Origin of the sequence: Saccharothrix sp. ST-888 (genome assembly GCF_000955975.1) — a bacterium.
Taxonomy (GTDB): Bacteria; Actinomycetota; Actinomycetes; order Streptomycetales; family Streptomycetaceae; genus Kitasatospora.
The window spans coordinates 1-25590 of the sequence record NZ_JYJF01000056.1; the positions used below are offsets into that span (position 1 = coordinate 1).

Sequence of the window (25590 nt, forward strand, 5' to 3'; positions counted from 1 at the left end):
CGGGCCGGACCCGGCAACAGTCGGCCCCGGCGACCGCGCGATGGCCGGGGCCGACTGCTTTCCGAATTCCGACTGCTCGGTGCGCCGGGCGGGGAACCGGGCGCAGCATTTCCGTGGTCATGGCGACCGGCACGTCGGCCCCGGCCCGGCTGCACTCGAAGTCCCGGGCGAACCTGTCAACCGCAGAGTGCCCCGCTCCCCCGCTCGGTCGACCCGGTGTGGGTCAGTCCACCGGATCGGCCCGGTCCGTCGACGGTTCGGAGGCCGACGCGGCGAGTTCCTGCCGGTGCGCCTCAAGCGCCTTCGCGAGCACCTTCGCACGGAACGGATTCGCGACGTCGAGGGCCTCGGCCACCGCCACCGCCTCCTCCAGCATCGCCAGGCGGATGCCGGGCAGTTCCCGCAGCCGGTGCGAGCGGGCGGCCTCCACCAGTACGTAGGCGAGCTTCGACCCGTACACCGCCGGGCTGACCTCTGTCAGCACCCGGTACACCCACAGCGCGTCCCGCCCGCGAAGCACCCTCCGGTCGGTGCTGAGCAGCTTCATCCGCGCCCGCAGTACCGCATCCTGATCCATCGTTCCCCCTTCGTCCCGTCACCCTCCATCCCCGTCACCGCCGACGGCGGCGCAGCGCGACGTACGCGCCGGCACCCGATGGCAGGTGCCGACACGTGCGTCGGAGAGTGGATGCCGTCGAGTCTGCGGGTCACGGCCGGGCGCGGACAAGGGTGAACGGGCGTGCTCTGCGCCCTACCGCCGTGGCCCCCGACCAGGCATGATGGACCCGACACTCTGCCGCAGGCGGTGCGACCGGATCCCCCACCCGCAGGCACCCGGGCCCGATGACGGCGAGTCAGCCGAGCGCACTCCGTCGGCGAGGGCCACAACACACCTTCCCCGCAACGCCCCGCCGCTGCCGGGTGGACTCCGCCGCGCCGGAAGAGGAGCCGTACGCGCGCTGTGAGGGGTGCCTACAGGCAGCGGGAGCGGACCGGGCGGGAGCGGACCGGGCGGGACCGTGGCTCGGAGGACGGTGTCGGCATTCCCCAAGATCGATTCGGTCTAGGCTGGTGGGCTGTCGTGTCTGCCGTGGAGGGGGAATTCTGGTGGCCAATGCGGGGCTGACGCATCAACTTCGGTTGTTGTATGCGCAGATGGGGGATCCGTGGCTGCTGGTCGGGGAGTTCCGGTCGAGCGTGGTTCTGGTGCCGAGGACTTCGGCGGGTCTGGTGTGGACCGGCGATGAGGGCGGGTTGCGGTGGATCTTCGCGTTCAGCTGTGAGGCGGAGTTGACGGCTTTTGCGCGGGCGCGGGAGTCCGAGGGCGATCGGCTGGATTATCTGACGGTGTATGGCTCGCGGTTGCTGGATGTGGCGGTGCCGGCCCTGGGGGTGCCGGGTGGGGTGGCGGTCGATGTGGCGGGGAAGCAGCCGATGCTGTTCCCGCCGGTGCGGGGGATCGTGCCGGATGCGGTCGCGCTGGACGCGGGTGCGGGTGCGGGTGTGCTGGGTGGGGGCAGGGGCTGATGGCCGAGTGGTACCGGGTCGATCCGGAGGCGTTGAAGCAGACGGCGGCCGGGATCAACGATGCGATCGGTGAGTTGAAGTCGATCGGGATGGTCGAGGGCGCGGAGGTGGGGCGCGGTTTCACCCATCTCGAGCTGACGGGTGTGCAGGCCGGAAGCCAGGACGTGAAGGCGGTCTTCGACGAGTTCTGCGAGCGCTGGTCGTGGGGAGTCCGCGCGCTGGTGCAGACGGGTACCGACATCGCGGAGAAGCTGCACCTGTCGGCGGGGCTGTACAACGACCAGGAGCAGTACGTGTCGGGGGTGGCGAAGGATGTGGCCAACGCCGCGCTGGGCAATCCCGATCTGACGCGGGAGCAGGTGGAGGGCCGGTCGTGGGGCAGGACGCTCGCGGACAACCCGTTCACCCAGGTCCGGGACGCGGACTACTCGGCGAAGTCCTACCAGGACGCGGCGGTTCACACGGCGGCCACCTGGAAGAGCGAGGAAGCCGACCTGCTGTCCAACTCGCAGCTCCAGGCCATGGCGGCGACGGCCGGTGACCTGGACGGGCTGGCGACCAGGCAGGCGAAGGCCGCGGCCGCCGGGAAGGACCTCAACGAGCAGTACGCGAAGCTGACGGGCGGGGGTGGCTGATGGGCGTCCTCGGCGATATCAGGAGCGGCTTGGGCGAGTTCGTCGATGTGAACGCGCACATCGTGGGCAAGGGCCTGGACCTGGTCGGCCTGCACGACGCGGCGCACACGGTGGACAGCTACGGCGACCGGATCGCGGACGGTCTCGGTGCGGCGGTCGGCGAGTTGAACCTCGGGCAGAGCGACGATCCGAAAGAGCTGCTGCACGGCGACGCGAAGGCGGTCGGGGAGACCGCGCAGCACCTGCAGAAGTTCGCCCAGGCTTTCGAGGAGACCGCCGCGGGGCTGACCCGGCTGGACTCCGAGCACTGGCAGGGCCAGGCGGCGGAGGCGTTCCGCAGGAAGTTCTCGCCCCAGCCGAAGGCCTGGATGGTCACTGGTGACGCGTGCGCGGCGGCCGGGAAGGCCCTGGAGACGTACCAGGGCACGATCACCTGGGCACAGGACCAGGCGCAGCAGGCGATCGAGGCCTACAACGCGGCGAAGAAGGCGTCCGAGGACGCCCGGAACGCCTACAACCGGCAGGTCAGCCAGTACAACAGCGCGCTCGACGACTACAGGCGGGCGGCCTCCGCCGGGCAGAACGCCACCCCGCCCGCCGCGCTGGGGGAGTTCCACGACCCGGGTGAGGCAGGCCTCAAGCGGGCTCAGGAGATGCTGCGGGCGGCGCGCGGGCAGCGTGACGACGCGGCGCGGACCGCAGCGCAGGCGATCATGGCCGCGACCGGTAGCGCACCAAGGGAGCCGGGCCTGTGGGACCGGATCAACCTGGATCTGGTCGACGTCAACGCGGGTGCGACGGTCGGTGTGGTCCACTTCGCGGGTGGCGTCGTCAAGGGCGCCACCGATCTGGTGAAGTTCGCGCGGGGCCTGAACCCGCAGGACCCGTACAACGTGACGCATCCCGCGCTCTACCTCGACCATGTGAACACGGTCGCCGCGGGTCTGGTCCACACCGCCAACCACCCGACCGAGCTGGCCTCGGCCATCGTCGGCTCCGGCTGGGGCAAAGACCCGGCGGAGACCGGCGGCACGGCGGTGTTCAACCTGCTGTCGGGCCTGGCCACCGGCGGCGGCAGCGAAGCCGCCGCCGTGGGCGGCAAGGTCGCCATCGACGCCGCGGCGGCTGCAGGCGAACGCGGCGGGATCCGGGCGGTCGAGAGCGCCGGCCAGAACGCCGCCGAGAAGGCCGCGGCCAACAGCGCCGAACACGCCGGCGCCCCGGCACTCAACCGTCCCGCCGCGCCCGCATTCGACGTGAGTGCCTTCCCCGAGCATGTGCGGCCCACCGAACCCGCCGCCGTCCGCCCGACCGCCCCCGAACCGGCCCCCGTCCACGCACCGGAGCCCGCTCCCGTCCACAGCCCGGCCACCGAGCCGACCGCTGTCCACTCCCCGCCCCCGGAAGCAGCCCCGGCCCACACCCCCGAACCGGCCCCACCCCACGAGCCCGCTCCAGAACACGCCCCCGAGCACAGCCCCGAGCCGGAGCCTGCCCCTGAGCACGAGCCGAGTCCTGAGCATGACCCTTCCCCGAGCCACGAGCACGCCCCTGAACACGCGCCCCAACCCGAGCGCGAGCCGCCGGACTTGTATCGCAACAGCGACCCTGCGGCTGACATACGGCGGGCGCAGGACCTGACGGATATGAAAGCCGCGGAGGCCGACATCTCCAAGGGCACCCGCAGAATGATGGACGACTACGACATCACGGACTTCGGCAAATCGTGGAATGACGATGTCAGTCGACTTCCCCAGTCACAGAAGGACGCAATCGACGCCTATACGGAGGGCAGCGGGCAATTCAACCGGTCTCTCCGTGGGCAGGAGAACGTGACGGCGGAAACGGCAGGCAGAATTGCCGAACTCGACAAGGCGATTTCGGTCCATCCCGTCCCGGAGGATGTCGTGGTGAGCCGAGGGGTCGACCTCGGCTATCTGGACATGCCCTCGGAGAACATGCCAGGAAAGACCTTCACCGAACCCGGTTACATGTCCACCACTCCCGGCAGCGACGTGCCCGCCGCATTCAGGGGCGAGCCGGCGATGCTGCACCTCAGGGTCCCGGCGGGAACACCTGCGCTTTGGGTGGAGAGTGCAGGAAGGTTTGGCTCCGCCGAGCGAGAGCTGCTCCTCGGCCGAGGGCGGCAGTGGCGTGTCGATAAAGTAATCACGACTGCGGACGGCAAGGTCCATGTCTACGGCGAGGTGCTGTGATGGCGAAAAGGGATGACCAGTGATGCCCAGCGACTGGACCAGTGATCGTCTCAACGAGCCGCTGATGTTCAAGATGGTCAGCGAGGGGCCCCCTCGATACGCGAATAGCACGAACAAGGCTGTCGAGTTTTACACCGTGGTCAACGACTACGCCGAGGTGACCGGTTACCTCTGGATCTGTGACGCCGACGACGCGGCCAGCTTCGAACGGCGGCTCGCGAGCCGAAGCCTGAACGCCGGAAACTTCTGGTACGCGAAGCTGCTGGGTGCCAAATCCCAGGGGCTTTCCCCGACGCAGGCCGTGCAGGAGCTCTCCGCGGACCCGGGGCACCCGTTCGACGGGCACATCGTCCCCGACTCCAAGGCCGTGGCTGCCAGCGTGGCAGCGGTTCGGGAACTGGCCGCCGAGGGCTGGAAGCCCCCGAAGCAGCCGGTGCCGCCGCTCGGCTACCTCCCCGACCCGCCGATCACCGACGAGCAGCGCGAGGCGGCAGCGGCCGGAACCGGTTGGCTGTACAAGGTCGACGAGGGCTACGACCCGTCAACTCGGGTCCCGTCGAACGCGGTCGAGGGCGCCTGGCAGGTCGTCAACCCGCGGGCCGCCCTCGTGCGCTTCTGGCACAACCCGGCCTACGGCTCGGCCCCCGCAACCGCGTCCGCTTCCGCTTCCGGCGAGGCGAGCCCGGTGCCGCCGCTGCGGGCGGGCCGCCGCCCGGCCGGCCGGGCGCTGCTGGACTGGCTGGAGGACCCACAGGCACCCCGGCTCTGCCGGGTCGCGGGCTCCTCCGGCAGCGGCCGCACTCACCTGCTCACCTGGCTGGCCGCCGCCTGCCCGGCGGACAACCCCCACATCGGCCGCCGGGTCCACGCATCGCTCTGCGCCGAGGGCCTGACGGTCCGCAGCGCCACCTGGCTGCTGGCCGCGCGGCTCGGGGTGGTCGCCAGGACTCCCACCGATCTGATGGAGGCCCTGCAGGACGGCACACCCCGGGCGCTGGTGGTCACCGACCTGGACCGGGCCGGCGGCGACCTGTTGCCCGACATGCCGGAGCGGATCGCAGCGGAGCTGCTGACCCCGCTGCTCCAAGTCCCCTGGCTGCGGCTGCTCGTGGAAACGGCCGAGGGCACGCCGGCCGCTGCCGCCCTGCACGCCGCCGCACCCGGTGCGGCCGTTCTGGACCTGGACGATCCCTGCTGGACCGACCGGGAGCGCTTCGCCGCCTGGTGCACGGGTCTGGGCGGCTACCCGGTGGCGGCCGCGCAGGTCTATCCGAGTCCGGGTCTGGCCCAGTTGGCCGCCCGCACCTCGGCCGGGGCCGGTCTCGACCCGGATATCCCGCCCGCCGACCGGGCGTCCGCGCTGGTCGGCGCCTGGTGGGCCGTACTGCCCGACGAACTGCGTCCCGCGGTGCGCACGTTGGCCACTGCCGGAGAGCCGGTCACCCTTGCGGCGTGGGCCGCCCTTCCGGACGCCGGCGGCCCTGAGGCCGTCCACCGGGCAGCCGGATACCTGCCCCCGCCGACCGACGGCCGGACCTGGCGGCTGCGGCCCGACCAGCTCGCGCGGCAGGTCGACGCCGGGTCGCCGCCGGTCGATCACGCCGCCCTGGTGGGGCGGATCACCGCCGGGCTCCCGCGGACCGGCCAAGGACGACCGGACCCGGCAGGCACCGCACCGGACTGGCTGGGGCTGCTGCTGCGACACGCCGTACGGGCGGGCGCGGCCGAGCAGTTCCTGACCGATCCCGAGTTCCTCGTCCACGCGGATGCGCCCGCCGTGACCGCCGCCCTCGACCACGCCGAGGCCGCCGGCAGCCCGCAGGACGAGCTCGCCAGGGCCTGGCACCTCGCCGGGCCGGTGATCGCCGGCACCGCCGATCCGACGGCACGCGCCGCCGCCCTGCACGCCTGGCTGGCGGGGCGCGACCAGGAGAGCGCCGACCGGCTCGCCGCGAGGTCGGGCCAGGGCTGGCGGGCACTGTGGTCGTACCCGGCGGACGACGAGCGGGTGCACCGGGCGGCTCCGGGTGCGGGCCCGTTCGCCGGTCTGCTCGCGGTGGCTCTCGGGCGCGCCGTCGGGTTCATCGAGCTCGAGACCGGCCAGAACTCCCGGAAGACCGGCCCGTTCCGGCCCCGCGACCGCTGGATGGCCGACCTGGCCTGCGGCGACGACGGCGGAGTGTACGTACTGGACCGCAAGGGCGTCGTCACCTCCGTACCCCTCGGCGGCGATCCCGGTCCACCCACGGATGCGGCCGAGGGGCTCCCCAAGGACATCGACAACGGGGTCTCCGCCATAGCCACCCTCAGCGGGGACGAAGGCCGGCTGCTGGCCGTCGGGGACGGCGGCGGCGGGGTGCTCTACGCCCAGGTCGACGTCGGGAGGATCCTGAAGCCCGATCAGCCGCTCCACCAGGGCCGGGTCACCGGTGTCGACCTGACCCGGACGGACGGCGGCGTGCTGGTGGTGAGCGGCGGCGCCGACGGCAGGGTGTGGAGCTGGATGCACGGACGAAGCCTGATGCAGGACCCGATCGACGCGCGCGACAGCCCGGTCACCGCCGTGGCCGTCGCCAGCACACCCCAGGGCCTGCTGATCGCCTCCGCCTGGGCCGACGGCCTGGTCCGCCTCCGCCGCTGGGGTGCCACCCCGGCCGTGGTCGACCTCCGCCTCGGCCTGCCCGCCGGCAGCCTCGTGATCGACCCGACCGGTCTGGTCTGCCTCGCCCTCCCCGAGGGCGTCCTCGGCCTGACCCTCGACTGACCACCGGCCGGCACTCGGCTGTCGTGCGTCGCCGGGTCGGCCGTTCCGGCTGCGGACCGGACGGGTGGCCGACGGCGTCGCGGCGGTTGTCGGGCCGGGCCGAGGCGGCGCGCTACGGTCGCTGCTCGCCCGGGCAGACCTCTGCGGCGAAGTCGTCCGCGAGCATGGCGATCTGGGCCCGGCCCTCGATCTGGGCCAGCCACTGCTGCGGCAGCAGCCCGTCGCCGTAGTGCGCGCCCAGGAGGTTGCCGCAGATCGCGCCGGTGGAGTCGCTGTCGCCGGAGTGGTTGACGGAGAGCAGGAGAGCGGACTCGATCGGGGTGCGGTCCTTCCAGTACGTGGTGCGGACCAGCGCCGCGTAGACGGCGATGGCCAGCGCCTCCTCCGCGATCCAGCCGCCGCCGAGGCTCTCCACTCGCTCCGGGGTCGCCGGACCGGCCGCGGCGAGGTCGACCGCCTTGCGCAGCGCGGCGGTTGTCTCCTCGTGCCCGGGGTAGCGGGCCAGCAGCTCCATGCCGAGCCGGACCGCGGCCGCCAGGGACTGGCCGGTCACCAGGTGGCTGATCATGGCGGCGAAGGCACCGGAGGCGTAGTAGCTGGTCGGGTGGCCGTGGGTGATCTGCGCACAGCGGGCCGCGAGTTCGAAGGAGTACTGGGCGCTCCCGTCGGTGAAACCGAACGGCGCGGAGCGCATCACCGAGCCGCAGCCCTTCGCATCGGGGTTGACCGGGCCCGGAGTGCCGTCGATCGCGCTGCGCGGGTCCGGGACGTGGTTCTTCGGGATGCCGTACTCGCAGGCGCGACCCGGGGCACGGCGCGCGTACAGCCAGGGCTCCTTGCGCAGCCACCCGGTCCGGTACGGGCTGCTGAGCTCGGGCTGCGGTGCGTCGTGCTGCTGGGTGTCCAGCCAGCGCAGGTACGCCTCCTGCACCAGGGCGGTCTCCGCGCCACCGGTGCCGTCCGCCATGATGCGGGCGTAGCCGCGCAGCCAGCCCTCGGCCGTGAAGAGGGTCATCTGGGTGTCGTCGGTGATCCTTCCGACCACACCGTGCCGGTCCGGGACCAGCCCGGTGATGCCGGTCTCCCCGTACTGGGCCTCGACCGTGACCATGGACTTCATCTCGATCGGATTGCCCAGCGAGTCACCGATCGCCCCGCCGAGCAGACAACCACGGACCCTCGCGCGGTAGGCGGCCAACTCGTCCCACGACAGATACCTCACCTGCAGGCCCCCCTTCTGAGCTGATCAACCGCCACGCATGCTATCCCCCGGTCGTTCGCGCGCGTTCGGGCGGCCGTGAGCAGGGCGATTCCATGGCACCGTCCGGGCCACGACAGGTACGGCCGGGCCTTCGACGCGGTCTTCGGCGCCAAGGACATGGAGGTGGTCAGATGCGCGCCGCAGCTGCCTCGGAGAGCGCACGTGCGCGCAGGTGATCGGTGGTCTCCGGCGCGAGGCCCTCGACCATGTGAACGTGCGAACCAGCTGCGGCAGGGCATGTCGGGTGTGCACAGCGCCCCCGGGGGTCTCACACTCATTCGTGCTTGCGGTCGGGGCCTGGACCGGAGTGACCTGCGCTCCACCTTGGTCCGGTAGCGTGCCCCGGATCGCGGTCGGATCGCGGTCGGATCGCGGTCGGGTCCGGTGAGTGAGGGAGTGCGAGATGGGTGAGGCCCAGAGGCCCGCAGGGGATCGGGAACTGCGGCGCCACCTGGGGGTGTTCGATGCCGTGGTGATCGGCCTGGGCTCGATGATCGGGGCGGGGATCTTCGCCTCGCTCGCCCCGGCCGCATCGGCGGCCGGCTCCGGGCTGCTGCCGGGTCTGGCCCTGGCGGCGGTGGTGGCGTACTGCAACGCGACCTCCTCGGCCCGGCTGGCCGCCAACTACCCGCAGTCGGGCGGGACTTACGTCTACGGCCGCGAGCGTCTGGGTGATTTCTGGGGCTACCTGGCCGGTTGGGGATTCGTGGTCGGCAAGACCGCCTCGTGCGCCGCGATGGCCCTCACCGTCGGCTCGTACCTATGGCCCGCGCAGGCACACGCCGTGGCGGTCGGCACCGTGGTGGCGCTCACCGCCGTGAACTACGCCGGTGTGCGGAAGTCCGCCTGGCTGACCCGGGTGATCGTCACGGTCACCCTCGCGGTGCTCGCGGCCGTGGTCACCGCCTGCCTGGCCGGCGGCAGCGCCGAGGCCGCGCGGCTGGACATCGGCTCCGATGCCAGCCCCGGCGGCGTCCTCCAGGCCGCCGGGCTGCTGTTCTTCGCCTTCGCGGGCTACGCGCGCATCGCCACCCTCGGCGAGGAGGTCCGCGACCCCGAGCGCACCATCCCCCGCGCGATCCCACTCGCCCTGGGCATCACGCTGGCCGTGTACGCGGCCGTCGCCCTCGCCGTCCTGGCCGTCCTGGGCCCCGACCGACTCGCCCACACGCAGCACCGTTGGCGGATGCCGTACGCGCCGCCGGCGCACCGGTCCTGGCGCCGGTGGTACGGGCCGGTGCGGCCGTCGCGGCGCTCGGCTCGCTGCTGGCCCTGATCCTCGGGGTCTCGCGCACCACACTCGCCATGGCCCGCGACCGCCACCTGCCGCACGCGCTCGCCGCCGTCCACCCGCGCTTCCACGTTCCGCACCGCGCCGAGATCGCCGTCGGGACGGCGGTCGCCGTCCTCGCCGCCACCGCCGACCTGCGCGGCGCGATCGGCTTCTCCTCATTCGGCGTGCTCGCCTACTACGCCATCGCCAACGCCTCCGCCTGGACCCTCACCCCCGCCGAAGGCCGCCCGCCGAGGATCGTCCCGGTCGTCGGCGCGCTCGGCTGCCTGGTCCTGGCTTTCGCCCTCCCCCTGACCTCGGTGCTCTCCGGAGCGGCCGTGATCGCGCTCGGGGCCGCCGCTCACGGTCTGCGCAGGGCGTTCACCCGGGGCCAGAGCCAGGGCCGTTGACAGCTCATGGGGTTTCGTTCTCCGTCCCACCGAGTGGTGCAGTTCGCCCGACGACACGTTGCGCGTCGGTGGACGGGGCGTTCCCGGTCGTGGTGAATCTCCGAGGGGTCTCGGTCAGGTACGGAAGAGTGCGACCTTGAGGGCGCCGTTCTGCCCGGCCTCGGCGAAGACGTCGTAGGCGTCCTGCATCTCGTCGAGCGCGAAGCGGTGGGTGACCAGCTCCCCGACGTCCAGGCGGCCACCGACGAGCATGTCGAGGAGCAGCGGCGTGCTGCTGGTGTCGACGAGTCCGGTGGTGATGGTGACGTTCCTGATCCAGAGGTCTTCGAGGTGGAGCGTGGCCGGCTTTCCGTGGACGCCCACATTGGCGACTCTTCCGCCGGGGCGCACCACCCGGGTGCACAGTTCGAAGGTCTCGGGCACTCCGACGGCCTCGATGGCGACATCCGCGCCGAGCCCGTCGGGTGTGAGGGCGCGGACCGTTCGGTCGTCGGCCTTCGCGGCGTCCACCGTGGCATCGGCGCCGGCCCGCCTGGCCGCGTCGAGGCGGCTCGTGGCCAGGTCGAGCGCGATCAGCCGGGCCGGACTGTAGAGACGGGCCGTGGTGATCGCGGCGAGGCCGATCGGCCCGGCTCCGACGACCACCACCGTGTCGCCGGGCTCGACGCGGCCGTTGCGGACGCCGACCTCGTACGAGGTGGGCAGGATGTCGGCCAGCAGCAGTGCGCTCTCGTCGGTGACACCGTCGGGGAGCCGGTGCAGCGAGTGGTCGGCGAACGGGGTGCGGACGTACTCGGCCTGGGTGCCGTCGACGAGGTGGCCGAGGATCCAGCCTCCGCCGCCGGTGCACTGGCCGTACACGGCCCGACGGCAGTACCCGCACCGGCCGCAGGCGGAGATGCAGGAGACCAGGACGCGATCCCCGACGGCCACCGTCCGCACGCCCCGGCCGGTCTCGACGACGGTGCCGACCGCTTCGTGGCCGAGGATCCGGCCGTCCGCCACCTCGGGGACGTCGCCCTTGAAGATGTGCAGGTCGGTGCCGCAGATGGTGACCGCGTCCACCCGGACCACGGCGTCCTCGGGGTCCCGGACCGTCGGCTCGGGTACGTCGCCCCAGGTGCGGCGTCCCGGGCCGTGGTAGGTGAGTGCCTTCATGTCCCGATCCTCCCGTCGGCTGTCGAGCGGGCGGCGCCGGTGCACCGTCCCCTTCAGCTCCAGGGTTCTCCGGGGCGGCGAGGTCCGCCATGGGCCGGGTGGCCCCGGCTGCGGGCCGGTGGACCCAACGGGCCCCGGTTGGACGTGTCCGATGTGCCCTGCCGGACTGGGCAGTGGTATCCGGCAAACCTCGGACGGGACCGGCCGCCACCGTTCCGAGGGCCGAGGCCCCCGGCACCGTCGCCCGCCCCGACCGCGCGGCGGCCAGGCCGTGCAGCGCGGGAAGGCGCGGTTCGGCAGAGAATGGCGGTTGCCCCGTCTCCGTCCGATCGGCGCGGGACTGCCGGTCAGCGTGGGACGGGCCCCTCGGCCCTGCTGTTCGGGACGTGCTGTGCGTAGCGTACAAGCAGAGCCCGCAGAGAGGCCGTGGCCACAGCACCCGGTGGAGGAGCCATGACAGCCACCAGCGAACGCCGTCCGATCGTCCTCGGCGTCGACGCCCTGGACCGGGGGCCGCTGGCGGCGGCCTGGGCCGCCGACGAGGCCGCCCGCCGGGACCTGCCGCTCCGGCTGCTCCATGTCATCCCGCCACGGTTCCGGGACCCGCGCGGCTACGACGAGTCGTTCCACGCGGAACTCTGGCGCACCGGCCGCCGGCTGGTCGAGAAGACCGCCTTCCTCGCCCGTGGGAGACACCCGGACCTGGAGATCTCCAGCGACGTCGTGGACGGGCACGCGAGCCACGTGCTGGTCGAGGAGTCGGCGCATGCCGAGCTCGTCGTCCTCGGCTCGCGGGGGCTGTCCCGGCTGGAGGAGGTGCTCAGCGCACACTCGGTCACCGCCCCCGTCAGCGCCCGTGCGGCGTGTCCGGTGGTCGTGGTCCGCGAGCCGGAGCACGTCACCCAGGACCCGCCCTGCGTGGTGGTGGTCGGGGTGGACGGCAGCCGGTCGTCCGCCGCCGCCGTGGACTGGGCCTTCGACCTCGCGTCGCGGCGCGGCGCCGTCCTGCGGGCCCTGTGGGTGTGGCAGCACCTGCCGTTCCTCCCCGTCGACGAGGACGCCGTGGTCCAGCGACTGCGCGGGGAGCTGTACGAGGCCACCTCCGGGCAGACCGGCAGGTACCCGGAGGTCGAGCTGACCCACGAGGTCGTCCGTGGCCACCCGGTGGAGGAGTTGGCGAAGGCTTCCGCCGACGCCCTCGCCGTCGTGGTCGGGCGACGCGGACACGGCGGCTTCACCGGCATGTGGCTCGGCTCGGTCCCGCACGGGCTGCTGCACCGCACCCACTGCCCGGCCGTCATCGTGCCCGTGCCCTCCGACGCGCAGTGATCACCGGGCGGCGGACGGCGGCGGGAGCGGCTGCTCCGAACCACGTTCTGTGACCGGTGCGTTGTGGGCGGCTCGACGGCAACCGGCCGACCGGGCCGGTGTTGTCACATGTCGAGTTCGGATTCGATGCGGCGGGCGTGGTGGCGGGCCATGGCGAGGTTGGCGCGGGTGCGGTCGAGGACGAGGTAGAGGAAGAGTCCCTGCCCGCCGGGGCGGGTGAGCGGGCGGATGAGGTGGTACTGGCTGGTCAGCGTGGTGAGGGTGTCTTCGAGGACCTGGTGGTGGAGGCCGAGGACGTCGAGGGAGCGCCGGGTGGCGCGGACGATGTCGGTGCTGCCGGCTGCGGCGAGCGACAGGTCCAGGTCGGGCAACGTGGCCAGAGTGCCCAGGGCCATGCCGCTCTCGGCGTCGACGATGGCCGCGCCGAGGGCGCCGTCGATGGTCAGGGCGTCCTTGAGGGCGGTTTCGATGCTGGACATGTGCTCCTCCGTAACCATCCGTGTTCCTGGTCGGCCGCCGGGGGCAGAGGCGCCCGACGGCCTTGTGTGATCTTGAGGGTACGTATGCGATCGGCGTCAGTCAGCCGGATGACAACTACCGACCGGAATCGACCGTTTATCGTTCGAGATCGACTTGCAATGACCACAACTTGAAGAATTCTTCATTTTCCTAGATGCTGTTTCCCGTAATTGGGCCAGTGGTGGGGGCCGGGCCGGGGAGACTTCGGTCCGAGAACTCACGCGGGCGAGGGCCGCCGGTGACGCGGACGGCGAACGGGCGTACCAGGGCCGGGCGGCCGAGCTGGCGCGCACGGCCGCCCACCACGGGATCGGGCTGCCGCACGCGGCCGCCGAAGAGGAGGACGCGAGCTGATGGCCATCCCGCTGTACCAGGCGAAGGCGGAGTTCTTCCGCACGCTGGGCCACCCCGCCAGGATCCGGGTTCTGGAGATTCTGCAGGACGGTCCGCGCCCGGTGCGCGACCTGCTGGCCGCGATGGAGATCGAACCGTCCAGCCTCTCCCAGCAGCTCGCCGTCCTGCGCCGTACCCGGCTGGTCACCGCGACCCGTGAGGGCAACACCGTGGTGTACGCGCTGAGCACGCCCGACGTGGCCGAGCTGCTGCGCGCCGCCCGCCGGATCCTGACCGAGATGATCGCGGACCAGGGCGAGCTGCTCGCTCAGCTGCGGGAGCCCGCCGCTTCGGAGACGGCGGTATGAGTGCCGTCCGCGTGCCGGTCGGGGAGCACGCGTGGGATCGGCCGCGCGCGGTGCCGCCGAACCGGCCGATCCCGGCCCCGTAGTCCCCGGCCGGCCCGGCCGCCACCCGCGCATCCGCCCCCGACCGGGCCGTCCTTCCATACGAACCGAGGAGCACCGCCCATGAGCGACGCCGTCCGCGACGAGAAGACCAAGCGCAAAGCCATGATCATCCGCGCCTCGATCTACATCTTCGGCCTCCACCTCTTCGCCGGCTTCATCGGCCTGCTGTTCCTCCTCGGCAGCCGACACCACTGATCCCGGCCCCGTCCCCGTGGAGAGGATGGCGCGGCGGGCCGAGGCCGTGCGTCACGTCTCCGCGACGGCTTCCAGCGGGCTCAGGGCGGCTGCCCGGCGGGCCGGGACGGCTGCCGCGACCGCGCCGATCGTGAGGGACACCAGGCACACCAGGAGCAGCGTCCCCCAGGGCAGCGCCAGGGAGTACTGCGCCATCGCGCCGTTGGCCGGCGCGCCGACCGTCCAGGCTCCGAACAGCCCGCCTGCCAGGCCCAGGAGCGTGCCGAAGGCGGCGACGGTCACCGACTCCAGGCGGATCATCCGCCGGATGCCGGTGCGGTCCATGCCGATGGCGCGCAGTACGCCGATCTCGCGGGTGCGTTCCGAGACCGACATGGCCAGGGTGTTCACGATGCCGAGTGCGGAGATCACGGCGCCGATGGCGAGCAGCCCGTACATCAGGGTCAGCAGGTCGCCCAGGGTGCCGGCGGCCTCGTGGACGAGTTCCTCCCGGTCCTTCACCTCCAGCAGCGGGCTGTTGCCCACGGCGGTGCGCAGTCGGTCCTCGGTGCTCTTCGAGATCGCGCCGCTGTCGGTGCGGACCAGGATCCGCTGGACGGAGCCGGGCTTGAAGCTGTTCTGCTGCACCTCGGTACGGGCGCCCAGCGCGTCGCGGGCGATGGGGTTGTCCTGGTAGACGCCGACGACGGTGTACTGCGTGAAGTCCCGGTCGCGGCCCATCCGGGCGTTGAGCCGGCTGCCCGCGCCCACGCCCTGTTCCCGGGCGACGGTGCTGGAGACGGCGATCCGGCCCGGTCCGAGGTCACTCAGGGAGCCGCTGACCAGGTCGAGCTTCATCACGGCGTTCACGGTGCCGGGGTCGACACCGGAGATCTCCCGGACCTGGCCGCCGGTGAACAGGACGGAGTCCGTGACGGCGGTCGCCGTCCGCACCCCTGAGGTGTCGGCCACCCGCTGCACGGCGGCCGGGTCGATGCCGGTCATGGCGGTGCGGGTCGGTCTCCACGGTCCCGGCGGCCGCCGCGTGCTGCGCGTCGGCGGCGGTGACCGAGGCGTCGAGTCCGGTGCGGGCCACGGCCTCGCAGACGACGGCGCCGAGCGGCACACGGGCCTGGACCGGCTGTTCGGCGCCGGCGTCCAGCCGGGAGATCTCCAGCAGGTCCTCGATCAGGCCGCGCAGGTCGCGGACGCGGGCCCGGAGCAGGTCCTCCGTCTCACCGGGTGGCAGCAGGTCGGCGGCGGCCAGCAGACCGCCGACGGGGGTGCGCAGTTCGTGGGCCACGTCCGCGGTGAACTGGCGCTCGGTGCGCAGCCGTCGGCCGAGGCTGTCGGCCATGAGGTCGACGGTGGCGGCGATGTCGGCCACCTCGTCGCGGCCCTTGGTGGGCCCGGTCCTGGCGTCGAGGTCCCCGGCGGAGATCCGGCCCGCGGTCTCGGAGACCCGCCGCAGTCGGCGGCTGATCAGCCCGGCCCCGCAGACCGCCAGGGGCACGGCCGCCGCGAGCGAGAGCAGCGAGGCCGCCGCCATGCTCACGTCGAGTCGGTGCAGCCCGTAGAGCTCCGGGCTCATGTTGACCTGGACGGCCAGCACCCGGCTGCCCCCGCCTCCTGCGCGCCGGACGACGAGACGGACGGCGCACCGGACGCCACCGTCCCGGCGGCACCGCCACAGGCCGTGAGCGTGAGAACGGTGGTCGCGGCGAGAGCCGCAGCGGCGAACGGACGGCCGTGAGCCGACATGATGAACCCCCCTTACTTCCCGGCCAGTTGGACGCAAGCGGCCGGAGCTTCGGTTGCTGACACACCTCTACACGCCGACCCCGCCCGCCAGGTGACGCCTGTTTCCGTCCTGCGACAGACAACCTGCGCAACGGCACCACACCCTCGGCAACGGCAACGGCAACCGAGCCAATCCGTGTACGCACCAGCCGCGCACCGCACGCCTGGAAACCCACCCTCGCCGATCCGGCGGGAGGCGGATGGAACAGGCGACCGACGCCCCCTCTAGACTGGACGCGCCCCGGGGTCGGCGGCCGCATGGCTTGGACCGGCTTGAGGAACCCCGCTCAGGCTGATGGGCCGTCTCCGGATACCCTCGCCCCGTCCCGTTGAGGAGCAGTCATGTCCGCAGATCGACCAGGTGCCGTCGTGCCCCCGAGCTTCCAGGCGCTGTCCGCGGACGACCCCCACATGGTCGCCGGATACCGCCTCTCCGCCCGTCTCGGCGCCGGCGGCATGGGCCGGGTCTATCTGTCCCACACGCCGGGCGGCCGACCGGTGGCGCTCAAGGTGGTGCGGCCCGACCTCGCCGAGGACCCCGAGTTCCGGCAGCGCTTCGCCCAGGAGGTGGCCAACGCCCGGCGGATCCACGGGCTGTACACCGCCCAGGTGGTCGACGCAGGTGTGGACGCCGCCGTCCCGTGGCTGGCCACCGCCTACGTACCGGGCCCCTCGTTGCAGCAGGTGGTGCAGCGGTACGGTCCGCTCCCGGAGCGGACCGTACTCCTGCTGGTGGCCGGCATCGCCGAGGCGTTGCAGGCCATCCACGGCAGCGGGGTGGTGCACCGTGACCTCAAGCCCGCCAACGTCCTGATAGCCACCGACGGTCCGCGGGTCATCGACTTCGGCATCGCCCGTGCCGCCGACGCCAGTGCTCTGACCGCCACCGGCCTGCGCATCGGCTCGCCCGCCTTCATGGCACCCGAACAGGCCCTGGGCCTGACTGCCACATCCGCCACCGACGTGTTCGCCCTCGGCGCCCTGGCCGTCCACATCGCGGGTGGCGCGCCGCCCTTCGGTGACGGACCGGAGTCGGTCGCGCTGTACCGGGCCGTCCACGAGGAGCCGGACCTCACCCGCGTCCCGGCCGGGCTGCACGAGCTCCTTCGGCACTGTCTGGCCAAGCAGCCCGAGCACCGTCCGACCACGGCTCAGGTGATCGAGGCCGCCCGGCTCCACCCGGCCGTGAGCGGGGACCTCAGGTTCACCGACGACTGGCTGCCGCACCAGGTCAGTTCCGAGCTCGTGCAGCGGGCCGACCTGCCCCAGGCTCCGCCCCCGCCGCCTACCGCCCTGGCCACCCTGGCCACCCTGCCGGACGTCCCCCGGCCCGGAACGCCCGCCTCCCCCTCTCCGGTTCCACCGCAGGAACCGAACCCGCATCGACGCACCCGGTCGGGGTCCGTACGGCGGCGTTCACTGCGGAGAACGGCACTGACGGCCACCGTGGCTCTGCTCATCGGCGCGGCGGGGGCGTTCGCCCTGTTCGACTACCTCAGTCCGGACGACACCTCGACCACTGACAGCGACTCGTCCTCGGGCCAGTCGGCCTCGCCCTCGGCACCCGGCTCGGATTCGGCCGAAGCGGCGCCCGGCTACACCGCCGTCTACACCGGTGCCGAGCTCACCTCGCCGGACCACAGCTACGAGTTCGACATCAAGACCGGCAAGGTGGCGCCCGAGGGGTCCGCGACCTGGTACGTCGGGCGCACCGCCGACGAGTTCTACGTCCCCGACAGCAGTGACGCCTACATCGGCCAGGACGACCAGCTCGGAACCGCCGACTGCCTTAGGGGCGTCGACAGCCAACCGGTCACCCGGCTGCAGTTCAGCGTTCTGCAGCCCGGTCGAAGCTTCTGTGTCCGCGCGCAGGGCAGCCAGGACGTCGCCATCGTCCAGGTACTCTCGGCCGCTTCGGGCGACGGACCCGTCAAGATCTCCATGGACTACTACCGCTACGACGGCTGATCCGCCGGAGGCGGTGACGGACCGGCTGCGGGCACTCGGCGATCAGGTCGGGCGAGGACGGGGGTGCGTCCCCGGGTACACCCGGGGACGCACCCCCGTCCTCGAACAACGTGGCAGCGCCAGGGAGTTACGTCCCGTTGCGCTGCCCCCCCGGGGGGCGGGTCAGCGGGACTTGGCGGTGGCCCGGACGCCGAAGTGGACGTAGCGACTGCCGTCCGCCAGAGCGTAGAACACCACGGGTATCCAGGCGTCCTTGTCGTTGCGGCGGCCGGCGAACACCGTCTTCGACGGGGTGTCCGAGACCGGGGTCAGGTGCCAGACCAGCGGCTCGAAGGTGCCTGCCAGGCCCTCGATACCCTCGTACCTCAGGTCCAGTACGCCCTCGCCGGAGGCGGCGGCGGTGATGGTCATGAGGAAGCCCTCGCGCTTGTACTCGCCGATGAACGGCTCGGTGTCCACGGCGAGGTGCTGCTCGGCCGGTCCGAACCGGGGCATCGTCACCCCGGCGAGGGTGGCGCTCAGTTCGCGGCACAGGGCCTCGTGGACCTTCGGCGCGGCGCCCCCGCCGTTGGTCAGCAGCGCGATGGCGATGCCCTTCTCCGGGATGGCGCGCAGGTAGGCGAGCTGTCCGAAGGTGCTGCCGTCGTGGCCGAACCCGCGCGCGCCGTCCCACTCGAACAGGCCCCAGCCCAGGCCCCAGTGGGCACCGAGGAACCACTGGTCGGGCATGTCGACCTCGCGGGTCAGCATCGCCTCGACGGCCGCCGCGGACATCACCCGGGTGCCGTCCGGCGCCGTGCCGCCGTCGATGAACAGCCGGGCGAACCGCACCACGTCGGCGGCGGTGGCGCTGATCCCGCCGTACGGACCCGCGGAGCGGGGCAGCATGTTCCACAGCGGGGTGGGTTCCGGGTCCTCCCCGGGCTCGCCCATGTGCCCCATCGCGGCCCGGAAGCGCAGCACCTCCTCGGGCAGCGTCATCGTCTGCCCGAGTCCGAGCGGGTCGCAGATCAGTTCCTTGAGCGCCTCGTCCCAGGTCCCGCCGGTCACCACCTCGACGATCCGGCCGAGGACGTTGTAGGCGGTGCTGGAGTACGACATGGTGGCGCCGGGCGGGTTGGTGAGGCCCACGTTCCGCACGCCGTCGAGGTAGCGGGCCAGGCAGTCGTCGCCGCGGCCCGTGTCGTTGACGTAGTCGCCCTCGATGCCGCTGGTGTGGTTGAGCAGTTGCCGCACGGTGATCGTCCGGCCGGCCTGCGGATCGGCGACGGTGAAGTCCGGCAGGACGTCCACGACGGGTGCGTCCAGGTCCAGCTTCCCGGCGTCGGCGAGGATCATCACCAGCGCGGCCGTGTAGCCCTTGCTGATCGACCCGATCTGGAACACCGAGTCCGTGGTGGTCTCGACGCCGGTCCGGGTGTGCAGGGTGCCGCTTGCCAGTTCGTGGACCTCCCCGTCGGCGAGGACGGCCAGGGTCGCCCCGGGGATGCGGTGGGTGGTGATGAGTTCGTCGAGCCGGTCCTGCCAGTGGGCGTGGTCGAAGGCCCCGGAGCCGCCGTCCTTGCCCAGTGCCCGGCTCACGGCCTGCGCCGCTTCCCGGTTGGTCCGGTCGACGAGCTTAGCGACCTCCTGTTCCACGCGCTGCGAGAACTCCTGGTACCCGTGCTTCGACATGACATCCTCCCCTGGGATGGTGACGCGATCGGTGTGGCCGGCGGTACGGTGCCCGGACTCCTACGGGCCCCTGCGCCTCGTGGAACTCGGCTGCGGCGCCCGAGTCTTGGAGCTGTTCGGTGCCCTAGTCGGCCTGCCGGGGCCGCCTGCCGACCACGGCGGCCAGCGAGGCCATCGTCGTGCGCGGCGGCTGCTGGAGGTCGCGGTCGGGACGGATGACCGGGGCGGCCAGGACGCGGACCAGGGCGCCGAGTGCGAACCCGTAGGCCGTCACCAGTCCGTGCCCGTTGGACTGGGCGAACCACAGGGCCAGGCCGGCGACCGGCGCGGCGAGCGCCAGCAGCCGGTCCGTCCGGACGGCCTTGCCGGTTCCGGCGCGCAGCAGGAGGGCGGCGGCCAGGGTCGCGGCGAGGAAGTAGGTGGCGCCGGAGCTCCCCGCGAAGTTGCGGGGATCGGTGTCGGTACGGTCGGACGAGCCGAAGAGGGCGTCGATGTGCTGCGGCAGGAGGATGCCCGCGGCGAACAGGCCCAGCATCAGGGGGCCGCCCCAGAACCACTCCGCCAGGGCGGCGATGACGGCGAGGGTGGCGATGTTCCACGTCGCCCCGCCGATGCCGCCGTTCTGCATGAAGACCGAGGTGATCACCCGCCACCAGCCGGACTTGGCAGGGTCGCTGTCGAACGCGTCCATCGCCCCGGACCAGCAGAGCTGGGTCAGCACGCCGCCGAGCGCGACCGCGGTCAGCCCGATCGCGGTCCACGGGAGGCGTCGTCGGCCCACCGTGCCCTCGCCGATCAGCGCCAGCCCTGCCTTGAACATCAGCACCATCAGCCCTGCCGTGGTCACGTTGAACACCACCGCGCCCATCGTCACCACCCCCCTTCGAACACCGTTCGGAACGATCTCACGGCGACATTAGCGCTGGCCACGGCAAGATTCAAACAGTGTTGGAAAAAGGACGCCGGACCGGACCCGTGAAAGCCGATCGCAGACCCCGGGGCCGCTTCTGAACGGCCGTCAGCGCGTCGGGCGCGTCGACGGTCCCGTCCGGAGATCAGCGGTGTTCCGCCGAGTCCAACAGCCCTCCCCCGCCGGGGTCCGGCACGATTGCGACCTCGACGCCGGCCGGGGCGGATGCTCTCCGCACCCGCCCCGGCCCGCCTCCCCGTGACCGCCGCCTTCACCCGCACTCCGCCTGCTACCGACGGGTGTTCGGGAGATTCACCGACACCGGCACCGGCAGGCCCCCACCGCGCATACGGCGCGTACCGGTGCTGGACTCACCGACCGTCCGCCCGCAGCAGTGCGCTCGGCACCTGGCCGCCGGCCGGCCGGGCGGCGGCACGGCGATGGGGAACGGGCCCCGCCGGTCCGGCGGAAGGCGCCACCGACAGCCGCAGCGCGTCCGCCACGGGGCTGTCCGGCGCACAGACGTCGACCGCCACCGGGCCGCCTGCCGCGCCGCCGGACGACAGCGGGGGGAGCACCGCGACACCGTCCGGACCGGTCCGGACGTCGGCCTGCGGGCAGTGCCCTGTGGTCAGCGCGAACACCGCGCGGGGAGACTCGGCCAGCGTGAACCGCAGGCGGACCCCCGCGACTCCTCGGCCACCGCGAAGAGCACGGATCCGCACCGGCCCCGCACCGTTGAGCGCCCCGTTGAGCGCCCCGTTGTGCGACCCGTCGCCGCCCTCGACGAGCGCGAGGGCGTCGATCTTCGGCTCGGCCCCGGGCCCGGCCGTGACCGTCCCGGCCAGGGGTACCGGACCGTTCCGGCCGATGACCGCCAGGCCGTCCGCCCGGGTGCCGGCTTCGGCGTCCTCGGCGGCCTTGACCGGGATCACGTACATGAGCGGGCCGCAGTCGTCGCCCGTGGTGTTCAGGTGCGGATTGCCGATCACCGTGAGCGTCCGCCCGGAGTCCTCGATCCGGCAGCTGTCCAGGCATCCGGTGTGGGAGCTGCCGTAGTGGTACGTCGGCACCCCGGTGAAGACGAAGCCGCCGGGGGCCGTGAACCGCTGCCGTACTCCCCCCGGCTGCACCCGCCTGCCGACGCAGGCTTCGAGCGCCACCGTCAGGACGGCCGCCTGGCCCGGCGCCGCCTCCGGCACACTGTCCTGACGTACCGTCAGTGCCGACTCGTCCAGCTCCGGGGTCGGGGCGACGACGGCCACGGTCATCAGGACGGTGTGCTCCTGGAGGCGGCCCCCGGTTTCGTGCCTGACCGTCAGCTCCGCCGTGTAGGGCCCGGGCCGGACGGTCTCGGCGACGAAGACCCGGAACACCCCGTCCAGTGAGCCGTCGTCGGTCCGCAGCCGCGCCCCGGGGAAGCTCCGCTCCCACTGCCCGGCCGGACCGCCGCGGCCGGACAGCGCGGTCAGGCCCTCCGGCAGGGCCAGGACCACCGTGACGTCCTCGCCGCGGGCGGTGGCCGGTCCCCGGTTCCGGAGCCTGGTCCCGAGGTCGAACGGCAGTCCTCGCTGCACCACACCGGGACTGACCGGCTCGCTGACGAGCTCCGCGGCCCCCGGCCGCTCGGGGGACTGCGCGGCCGGCGGCATCCGGCGCACGCGGTGGCCGGCCCAGTCCGCGACGTAGAGGGCCCCGGACCGGTCCAGCGCGAGGCCGGCGGGGTAGTAGAGCCGGGCGGACGCGGCGGGGCCGCCGTCTCCGGTGCTGCCGCTGCGGCCCGTCCCGGCCACGGTGGAGATCCCGCCGTCCGGTGTGACGCGGCGGACGCGGTGGTTGCCCCAGTCCGCGACGTACAGGCCCCCGGAGCCGTCCAGCGCCAGCCCGAGCGGCTTGTCGAGCCGCGCCGCGACTGCGGGGCCGCCGTCGCCGCTGTCCCCCTCGGTGCCCGTGCCCGCCACCGGCAGCAGCAGCCCGTCGGGGGTGACCTTCAGGACCCGGTGGTTGTGGGTGTCGGTGAAGTAGAGCGTCCCGGAGCGGCACAGCGCGAGGCCCGAGGGGTAGTACAGCTCGGCGGCGGTGGCCGGTCCGCCCTCGGCGGCCGTGCCGAGCGCGGCGCCTCCGCCGGCCACCGTCGTGATGCGGCCGTCCGGCGCGATCCGCCGGACTCGGTGGTTGCTGTGATCGGCCACGTAGAGGTGTCCGAAGCCGTCCAGCACCAGCCCGATCGGCTGGTTCAGCAGGGCCTCGGCCGCCGGCCCGCCGTCGCCGCCGAAGCCCCGGACTCCGGTACCGGCGACGGTGGTCAGCCGGCCGTCCGGGGAGAGGGCCCGGATCCGGTGGTTCTGCGTGTCGGCGATCAGCACGTTCCCCGCGCCGTCGAACACGATCCCCGACGGGTGGTTCAGCAGGGCGTCGACCGCCGGTCCGCCGTCACCACCGAAACCCCGAACTCCGCTGCCGGCGACGGTACTCACCCGGCCGTCCGGGGAGAGGGCCCGGATCCGGTGGTTGTGCGTGTCGGCGATCAGCACGTTCCCCGCGCCGTCGAACACGATCCCCGACGGGTGGTTCAGCAGGGCGTCCACCGCCGGCCCACCGTCACCGCCGAAGCCTCGGACCCCGCTCCCCGCCAACGCGGTGATCGTGCCGGGTACTGCCAACTGCTCGGTCCTGGAGCTGTCGAGAACGGAAGTCACGGTGCGGTCTCCTCCGAGTTCTGGTCGGGACGGCCGGTGCAGGCGGCTCAGGCCGCCGAAAACCCGCGTACGGACGTTCGTCAGGGCTTGCGCTCCGACTGGATGTGGAACTGGTATGCCTGCCGGCCGGCAGAGTCGCGTCTCCCAGTTCATTCGTATACAAGTGACAGGCGAGGGGGAATCACCCGATCAGGTGAACCGTCGGCCCGGCCACCTCGGCTCGAACCGCATCGGGGAACCGCGTCAGGGAACCGACTTGAACCAGTCGACGGTCAGCCTGAGGCCGTCCGGCAGCGGCATCGGGGTCACCTCCGGGAAGAGGGCGCGCAGCCTGGTGTTGTCGGCCTGCGAGTTCCTGACGTCGCCGGCCCGGGCGGCCGTGTACCGGACCGCGGCGCGCAGGCCGGTGGCCGATTCCAGCTCGGCGATCAGGGCGCGCAGCGAGGTGCGGGTGCCGAAGGCGAGGTTCACCGGGTCGGGATGGACGACCTGGCCCACGGCTGCCGCGCCCAGCACCTGGCAGACCGTCTCGACGTGGGTGAAGTCCCGGCTCTGGTTCCCGTCGCCGTGGACGACCAGCGGCTGCCCGCCGAGCAGTGCGCTGATCCAGGTCGGCACGACCGCGGCGTACGCGTGCCCGGCGGGCTGCCGGGGGCCGTACACGTTGAAGAAGCGGAACGGGAGGACGGGCAGGCCGTAGCAGTGGTGGTAGGCGGTCAGGTACGCCTCCGCGGTGAGCTTGCTGACGGCGTACGGGCTCCTGGGGACGGCTCGCAGCTCCTCGTGCTTGGGCAGGTGCGGGTTCAGTCCGTAGACCGAGGAGGAGGATGCCGCGATCACCTGGGGGCCGCCGGCCCGGCGCGCGGCCTCAAGGACCTGCAACGTGCCGGTGGCGTTGGCGCGGTGGCTGGCCAGCGGATCGCGGACGGAACGCGGCACGGACGGCAGGGCGGCGAGGTGGACGACGGTGTCGACGCCGCGGAACACCCGGTCGAGCAGGCCGGGGTCCAGGATGCTGCCTTCGGAGAACTCCACCGCGATGCCGTCCAGGTTCGCCCGGTTGCCGGTGGACAGGTCGTCGACCACCCGGATGTGGGAGATCTCGGGCCTGGCGGCCAGCGCGTGGGCGAGGTTGCTGCCGATGAATCCGGCGCCTCCCGTGATCGCGATCCGCACAGCGGGGTCCTCCTGGTCACAGGGCTTCGGTGCGGTCGCCGCCGACGCGGTGTCGGCAGTCCAGCACGTAGGCGGAGTGGGCTTCGATGGCGTCGTAGTCGAACTCGTCGTGGTCGGCGAGCAGCACGACCGCGTCGGCGGCCCGCAGTTCGTCGGGTGTGGCGCAGACCCGCCGCACGCCGGAGAGCTCCTGGCTCCCGGTGTGCAGCGCGTCGATCACGTGCGGGTCCGCCACCCGGACCTCCGCGCCCAGCCGGCCCAGCAGTTGGATGATCCGGGCGGCCGGAGTCTCCCTGGCGTCACCGGTGTTGGCCTTGTAGGCGAGGCCCAGCAGCAGGATCCGGGCACCGTTGACGGCCCGTTCGCGCCGGTTGAGCGCCTCGATCAGCCGGCTGACGACGTAGTCGGGCATGTGGCTGTTGATGTCGTTGGCGAGCTCCACGAAACGGAACCGCTGCCCGAGGGTCCGCTCCACCCGCCAGGACAGGTAGGAGGGGTCGATCGGCAGGCAGTGGCCGCCGACACCCGGGCCGGGCACGAACCGCAGATAGCCGTACGGCTTGGTGGCGGCGGCCTCGATCGCCGCCCAGACGTCGATGCCCAAGTCGTGGGCGAACATGGCGAGTTCGTTCACCAGCGCGATGTTGACGTGCCGGAAGGTGTTCTCCAGCAGCTTGCTGAGCTCGGCCGTCCGGCAGTCGGCGACCGGGACGACGGTGTCCACCACGGTCGCGTAGAAGTCCCGGACGCGCTCCAGCGAGGCCTGGTCGATCCCGGAGACGATCTTGGGGGTGTTCACCAGGTTCCACTGCCGGTTGCCCGGGTCGATGCGCTCGGGGCTGTAGCCGAGGTGGAAGTCACGGCCCGCGACCAGTCCTGACGCGGCCTCCAGGATCGGCTGGACCACCTCGTCCGTGGTGCCGGGGTAGGTGGTCGACTCCAGGACCACGGTCGCGCCCCGGCGCAGCCGGCCGCCGATGGTCCGGGCCGCCTCCCGGACGTGGGAGAGGTCAGGGGTGCCGTCCCGCAGCGGGGTGGGGACGGTGATCACCGCGATGTCGAAGCCGGCGCAGCCGGTCAGGTCGAGGCCGGCCCGGTAGGCGCCGGACGCGAGCAGCGGGTGCAGCCGCTCCGAGGCCACGTCCGCCACGTAGGACTGGCCGAGGACGAGCCGTTTGACCCGGTGTTCGTCCACGTCGTAGCCGAGGACCCGGTGGCCCGCCTCGGCCGCCCGGACGGCCAGCGGGAGGCCGACGTAGCCCTGGCCCGCCACCACCACGCGTGCGTTCCTCAT

The 25590-nt window shown here is 72.5% G+C and carries 19 protein-coding genes and 1 pseudogene; 9 read left to right on the forward strand and 11 right to left on the reverse strand.

What is annotated here, in order from left to right; all coding sequences use genetic code 11:
* Positions 1-223: 223 nt before the first annotated feature.
* Positions 224-577 (reverse strand): hypothetical protein, encoded by a 354-nt coding sequence (locus tag UK12_RS18650; protein WP_045304164.1) that lies wholly within the window; start codon positions 575-577, stop codon positions 224-226.
* Positions 578-1107: 530 nt separating this feature from the next.
* On the opposite strand from UK12_RS18650, the gene UK12_RS18655 reads away from it, so the two are divergent.
* Genes UK12_RS18655 through UK12_RS36700 form a run of 4 tightly spaced genes read left to right on the forward strand, consistent with a single transcriptional unit; the run spans position 1108 to position 7142 of the window.
* Positions 1108-1527: a hypothetical protein gene (locus UK12_RS18655; protein WP_197084978.1), complete on the forward strand. Its 420-nt coding sequence runs from the start codon at positions 1108-1110 to the stop codon at positions 1525-1527.
* Complete coding sequence (locus tag UK12_RS18660) at positions 1527-2162, forward strand: hypothetical protein (protein ID WP_052681977.1); 636 nt, start codon at positions 1527-1529, stop codon at positions 2160-2162. The genes UK12_RS18655 and UK12_RS18660 overlap by 1 nt, the downstream gene beginning before the upstream one ends.
* A gap of 29 nt (positions 2163-2191) precedes the next feature.
* A complete protein-coding gene (locus UK12_RS18665) occupies positions 2192-4378 on the forward strand; it encodes a putative T7SS-secreted protein (RefSeq protein ID WP_045304165.1) in 2187 nt (728 codons plus the stop codon).
* Positions 4379-4400: 22 nt separating this feature from the next.
* The gene (locus UK12_RS36700) at positions 4401-7142 is read left to right on the forward strand and encodes a hypothetical protein (RefSeq protein ID WP_052681978.1); all 2742 of its coding nucleotides are present in this window, start codon (positions 4401-4403) and stop codon (positions 7140-7142) included.
* A gap of 112 nt (positions 7143-7254) precedes the next feature.
* Here UK12_RS36700 and UK12_RS18675 read toward each other — a convergent pair whose 3' ends face one another.
* The gene (locus UK12_RS18675; RefSeq protein ID WP_156178801.1) at positions 7255-8364 is read right to left on the reverse strand and encodes an ADP-ribosylglycohydrolase family protein; all 1110 of its coding nucleotides are present in this window, start codon (positions 8362-8364) and stop codon (positions 7255-7257) included.
* 442 nt (positions 8365-8806) lie between these two features.
* On the opposite strand from UK12_RS18675, the pseudogene UK12_RS18680 reads away from it, so the two are divergent.
* A pseudogene (locus tag UK12_RS18680) lies at positions 8807-10086 on the forward strand (APC family permease).
* Positions 10087-10200: 114 nt separating this feature from the next.
* Here UK12_RS18680 and UK12_RS18685 read toward each other — a convergent pair.
* The gene (locus UK12_RS18685; RefSeq protein ID WP_045304167.1) at positions 10201-11244 is read right to left on the reverse strand and encodes a zinc-dependent alcohol dehydrogenase family protein; all 1044 of its coding nucleotides are present in this window, start codon (positions 11242-11244) and stop codon (positions 10201-10203) included.
* A 453-nt stretch (positions 11245-11697) separates the two neighbouring features.
* Here UK12_RS18685 and UK12_RS18690 point away from each other — a divergent pair, with 453 nt between their 5' ends.
* Positions 11698-12573, forward strand: coding sequence for a universal stress protein (locus UK12_RS18690; protein WP_045304168.1), 876 nt, complete (start codon positions 11698-11700; stop codon positions 12571-12573).
* Positions 12574-12677: 104 nt separating this feature from the next.
* Here the strand turns inward: UK12_RS18690 and UK12_RS18695 are convergent, their stop codons facing one another.
* On the reverse strand, positions 12678-13052 hold the full coding sequence (locus UK12_RS18695) for a hypothetical protein (RefSeq protein ID WP_045304169.1): 375 nt from the start codon (positions 13050-13052) through the stop codon (positions 12678-12680).
* A 393-nt stretch (positions 13053-13445) separates the two neighbouring features.
* On the opposite strand from UK12_RS18695, the gene UK12_RS18700 reads away from it, so the two are divergent.
* Together UK12_RS18700 and UK12_RS43385 are read left to right on the forward strand one after the other, a co-directional pair.
* Complete coding sequence (locus UK12_RS18700) at positions 13446-13793, forward strand: ArsR/SmtB family transcription factor (protein WP_045304170.1); 348 nt, start codon at positions 13446-13448, stop codon at positions 13791-13793.
* A gap of 162 nt (positions 13794-13955) precedes the next feature.
* Entirely contained in the window at positions 13956-14090 is a 135-nt protein-coding gene (locus tag UK12_RS43385) for a DUF6126 family protein (protein ID WP_231591285.1), read from the forward strand.
* A gap of 51 nt (positions 14091-14141) precedes the next feature.
* On the opposite strand, the gene UK12_RS18705 is transcribed toward UK12_RS43385, so the two are convergent.
* Both UK12_RS18705 and UK12_RS18710 read right to left on the reverse strand, forming a co-directional pair.
* Entirely contained in the window at positions 14142-14927 is a 786-nt protein-coding gene (locus tag UK12_RS18705; RefSeq protein WP_231591286.1) for an ABC transporter permease, read from the reverse strand.
* Positions 14893-15681 carry a HAMP domain-containing protein gene (locus UK12_RS18710; RefSeq protein WP_197084980.1) on the reverse strand — a complete coding sequence of 263 codons (789 nt, stop codon included), beginning with the start codon at positions 15679-15681 and terminating at the stop codon, positions 14893-14895. The genes UK12_RS18705 and UK12_RS18710 overlap by 35 nt, the downstream gene beginning before the upstream one ends.
* A 530-nt stretch (positions 15682-16211) precedes the next feature.
* Here UK12_RS18710 and UK12_RS18715 point away from each other — a divergent pair.
* Positions 16212-17837, forward strand: coding sequence for a serine/threonine-protein kinase (locus tag UK12_RS18715; protein ID WP_082119740.1), 1626 nt, complete (start codon positions 16212-16214; stop codon positions 17835-17837).
* Positions 17838-17999: 162 nt separating this feature from the next.
* Here UK12_RS18715 and UK12_RS18720 read toward each other — a convergent pair whose 3' ends face one another.
* The 5 genes from UK12_RS18720 to UK12_RS18740 form a co-directional block, all read right to left on the reverse strand.
* The gene (locus tag UK12_RS18720; RefSeq protein ID WP_082119741.1) at positions 18000-19511 is read right to left on the reverse strand and encodes a serine hydrolase domain-containing protein; all 1512 of its coding nucleotides are present in this window, start codon (positions 19509-19511) and stop codon (positions 18000-18002) included.
* 124 nt (positions 19512-19635) lie between these two features.
* On the reverse strand, positions 19636-20370 hold the full coding sequence (locus UK12_RS18725) for a hypothetical protein (protein ID WP_197084981.1): 735 nt from the start codon (positions 20368-20370) through the stop codon (positions 19636-19638).
* Positions 20371-20792: 422 nt separating this feature from the next.
* Positions 20793-23120, reverse strand: a complete 2328-nt coding sequence (locus UK12_RS36705; RefSeq protein ID WP_052681980.1) for an NHL repeat-containing protein — start codon at positions 23118-23120, stop codon at positions 20793-20795.
* 243 nt (positions 23121-23363) lie between these two features.
* Complete coding sequence (locus UK12_RS18735) at positions 23364-24296, reverse strand: NAD-dependent epimerase/dehydratase family protein (protein ID WP_045304172.1); 933 nt, start codon at positions 24294-24296, stop codon at positions 23364-23366.
* 16 nt (positions 24297-24312) lie between these two features.
* Positions 24313-25590 (reverse strand): nucleotide sugar dehydrogenase, encoded by a 1278-nt coding sequence (locus tag UK12_RS18740; RefSeq protein ID WP_156178802.1) that lies wholly within the window; start codon positions 25588-25590, stop codon positions 24313-24315.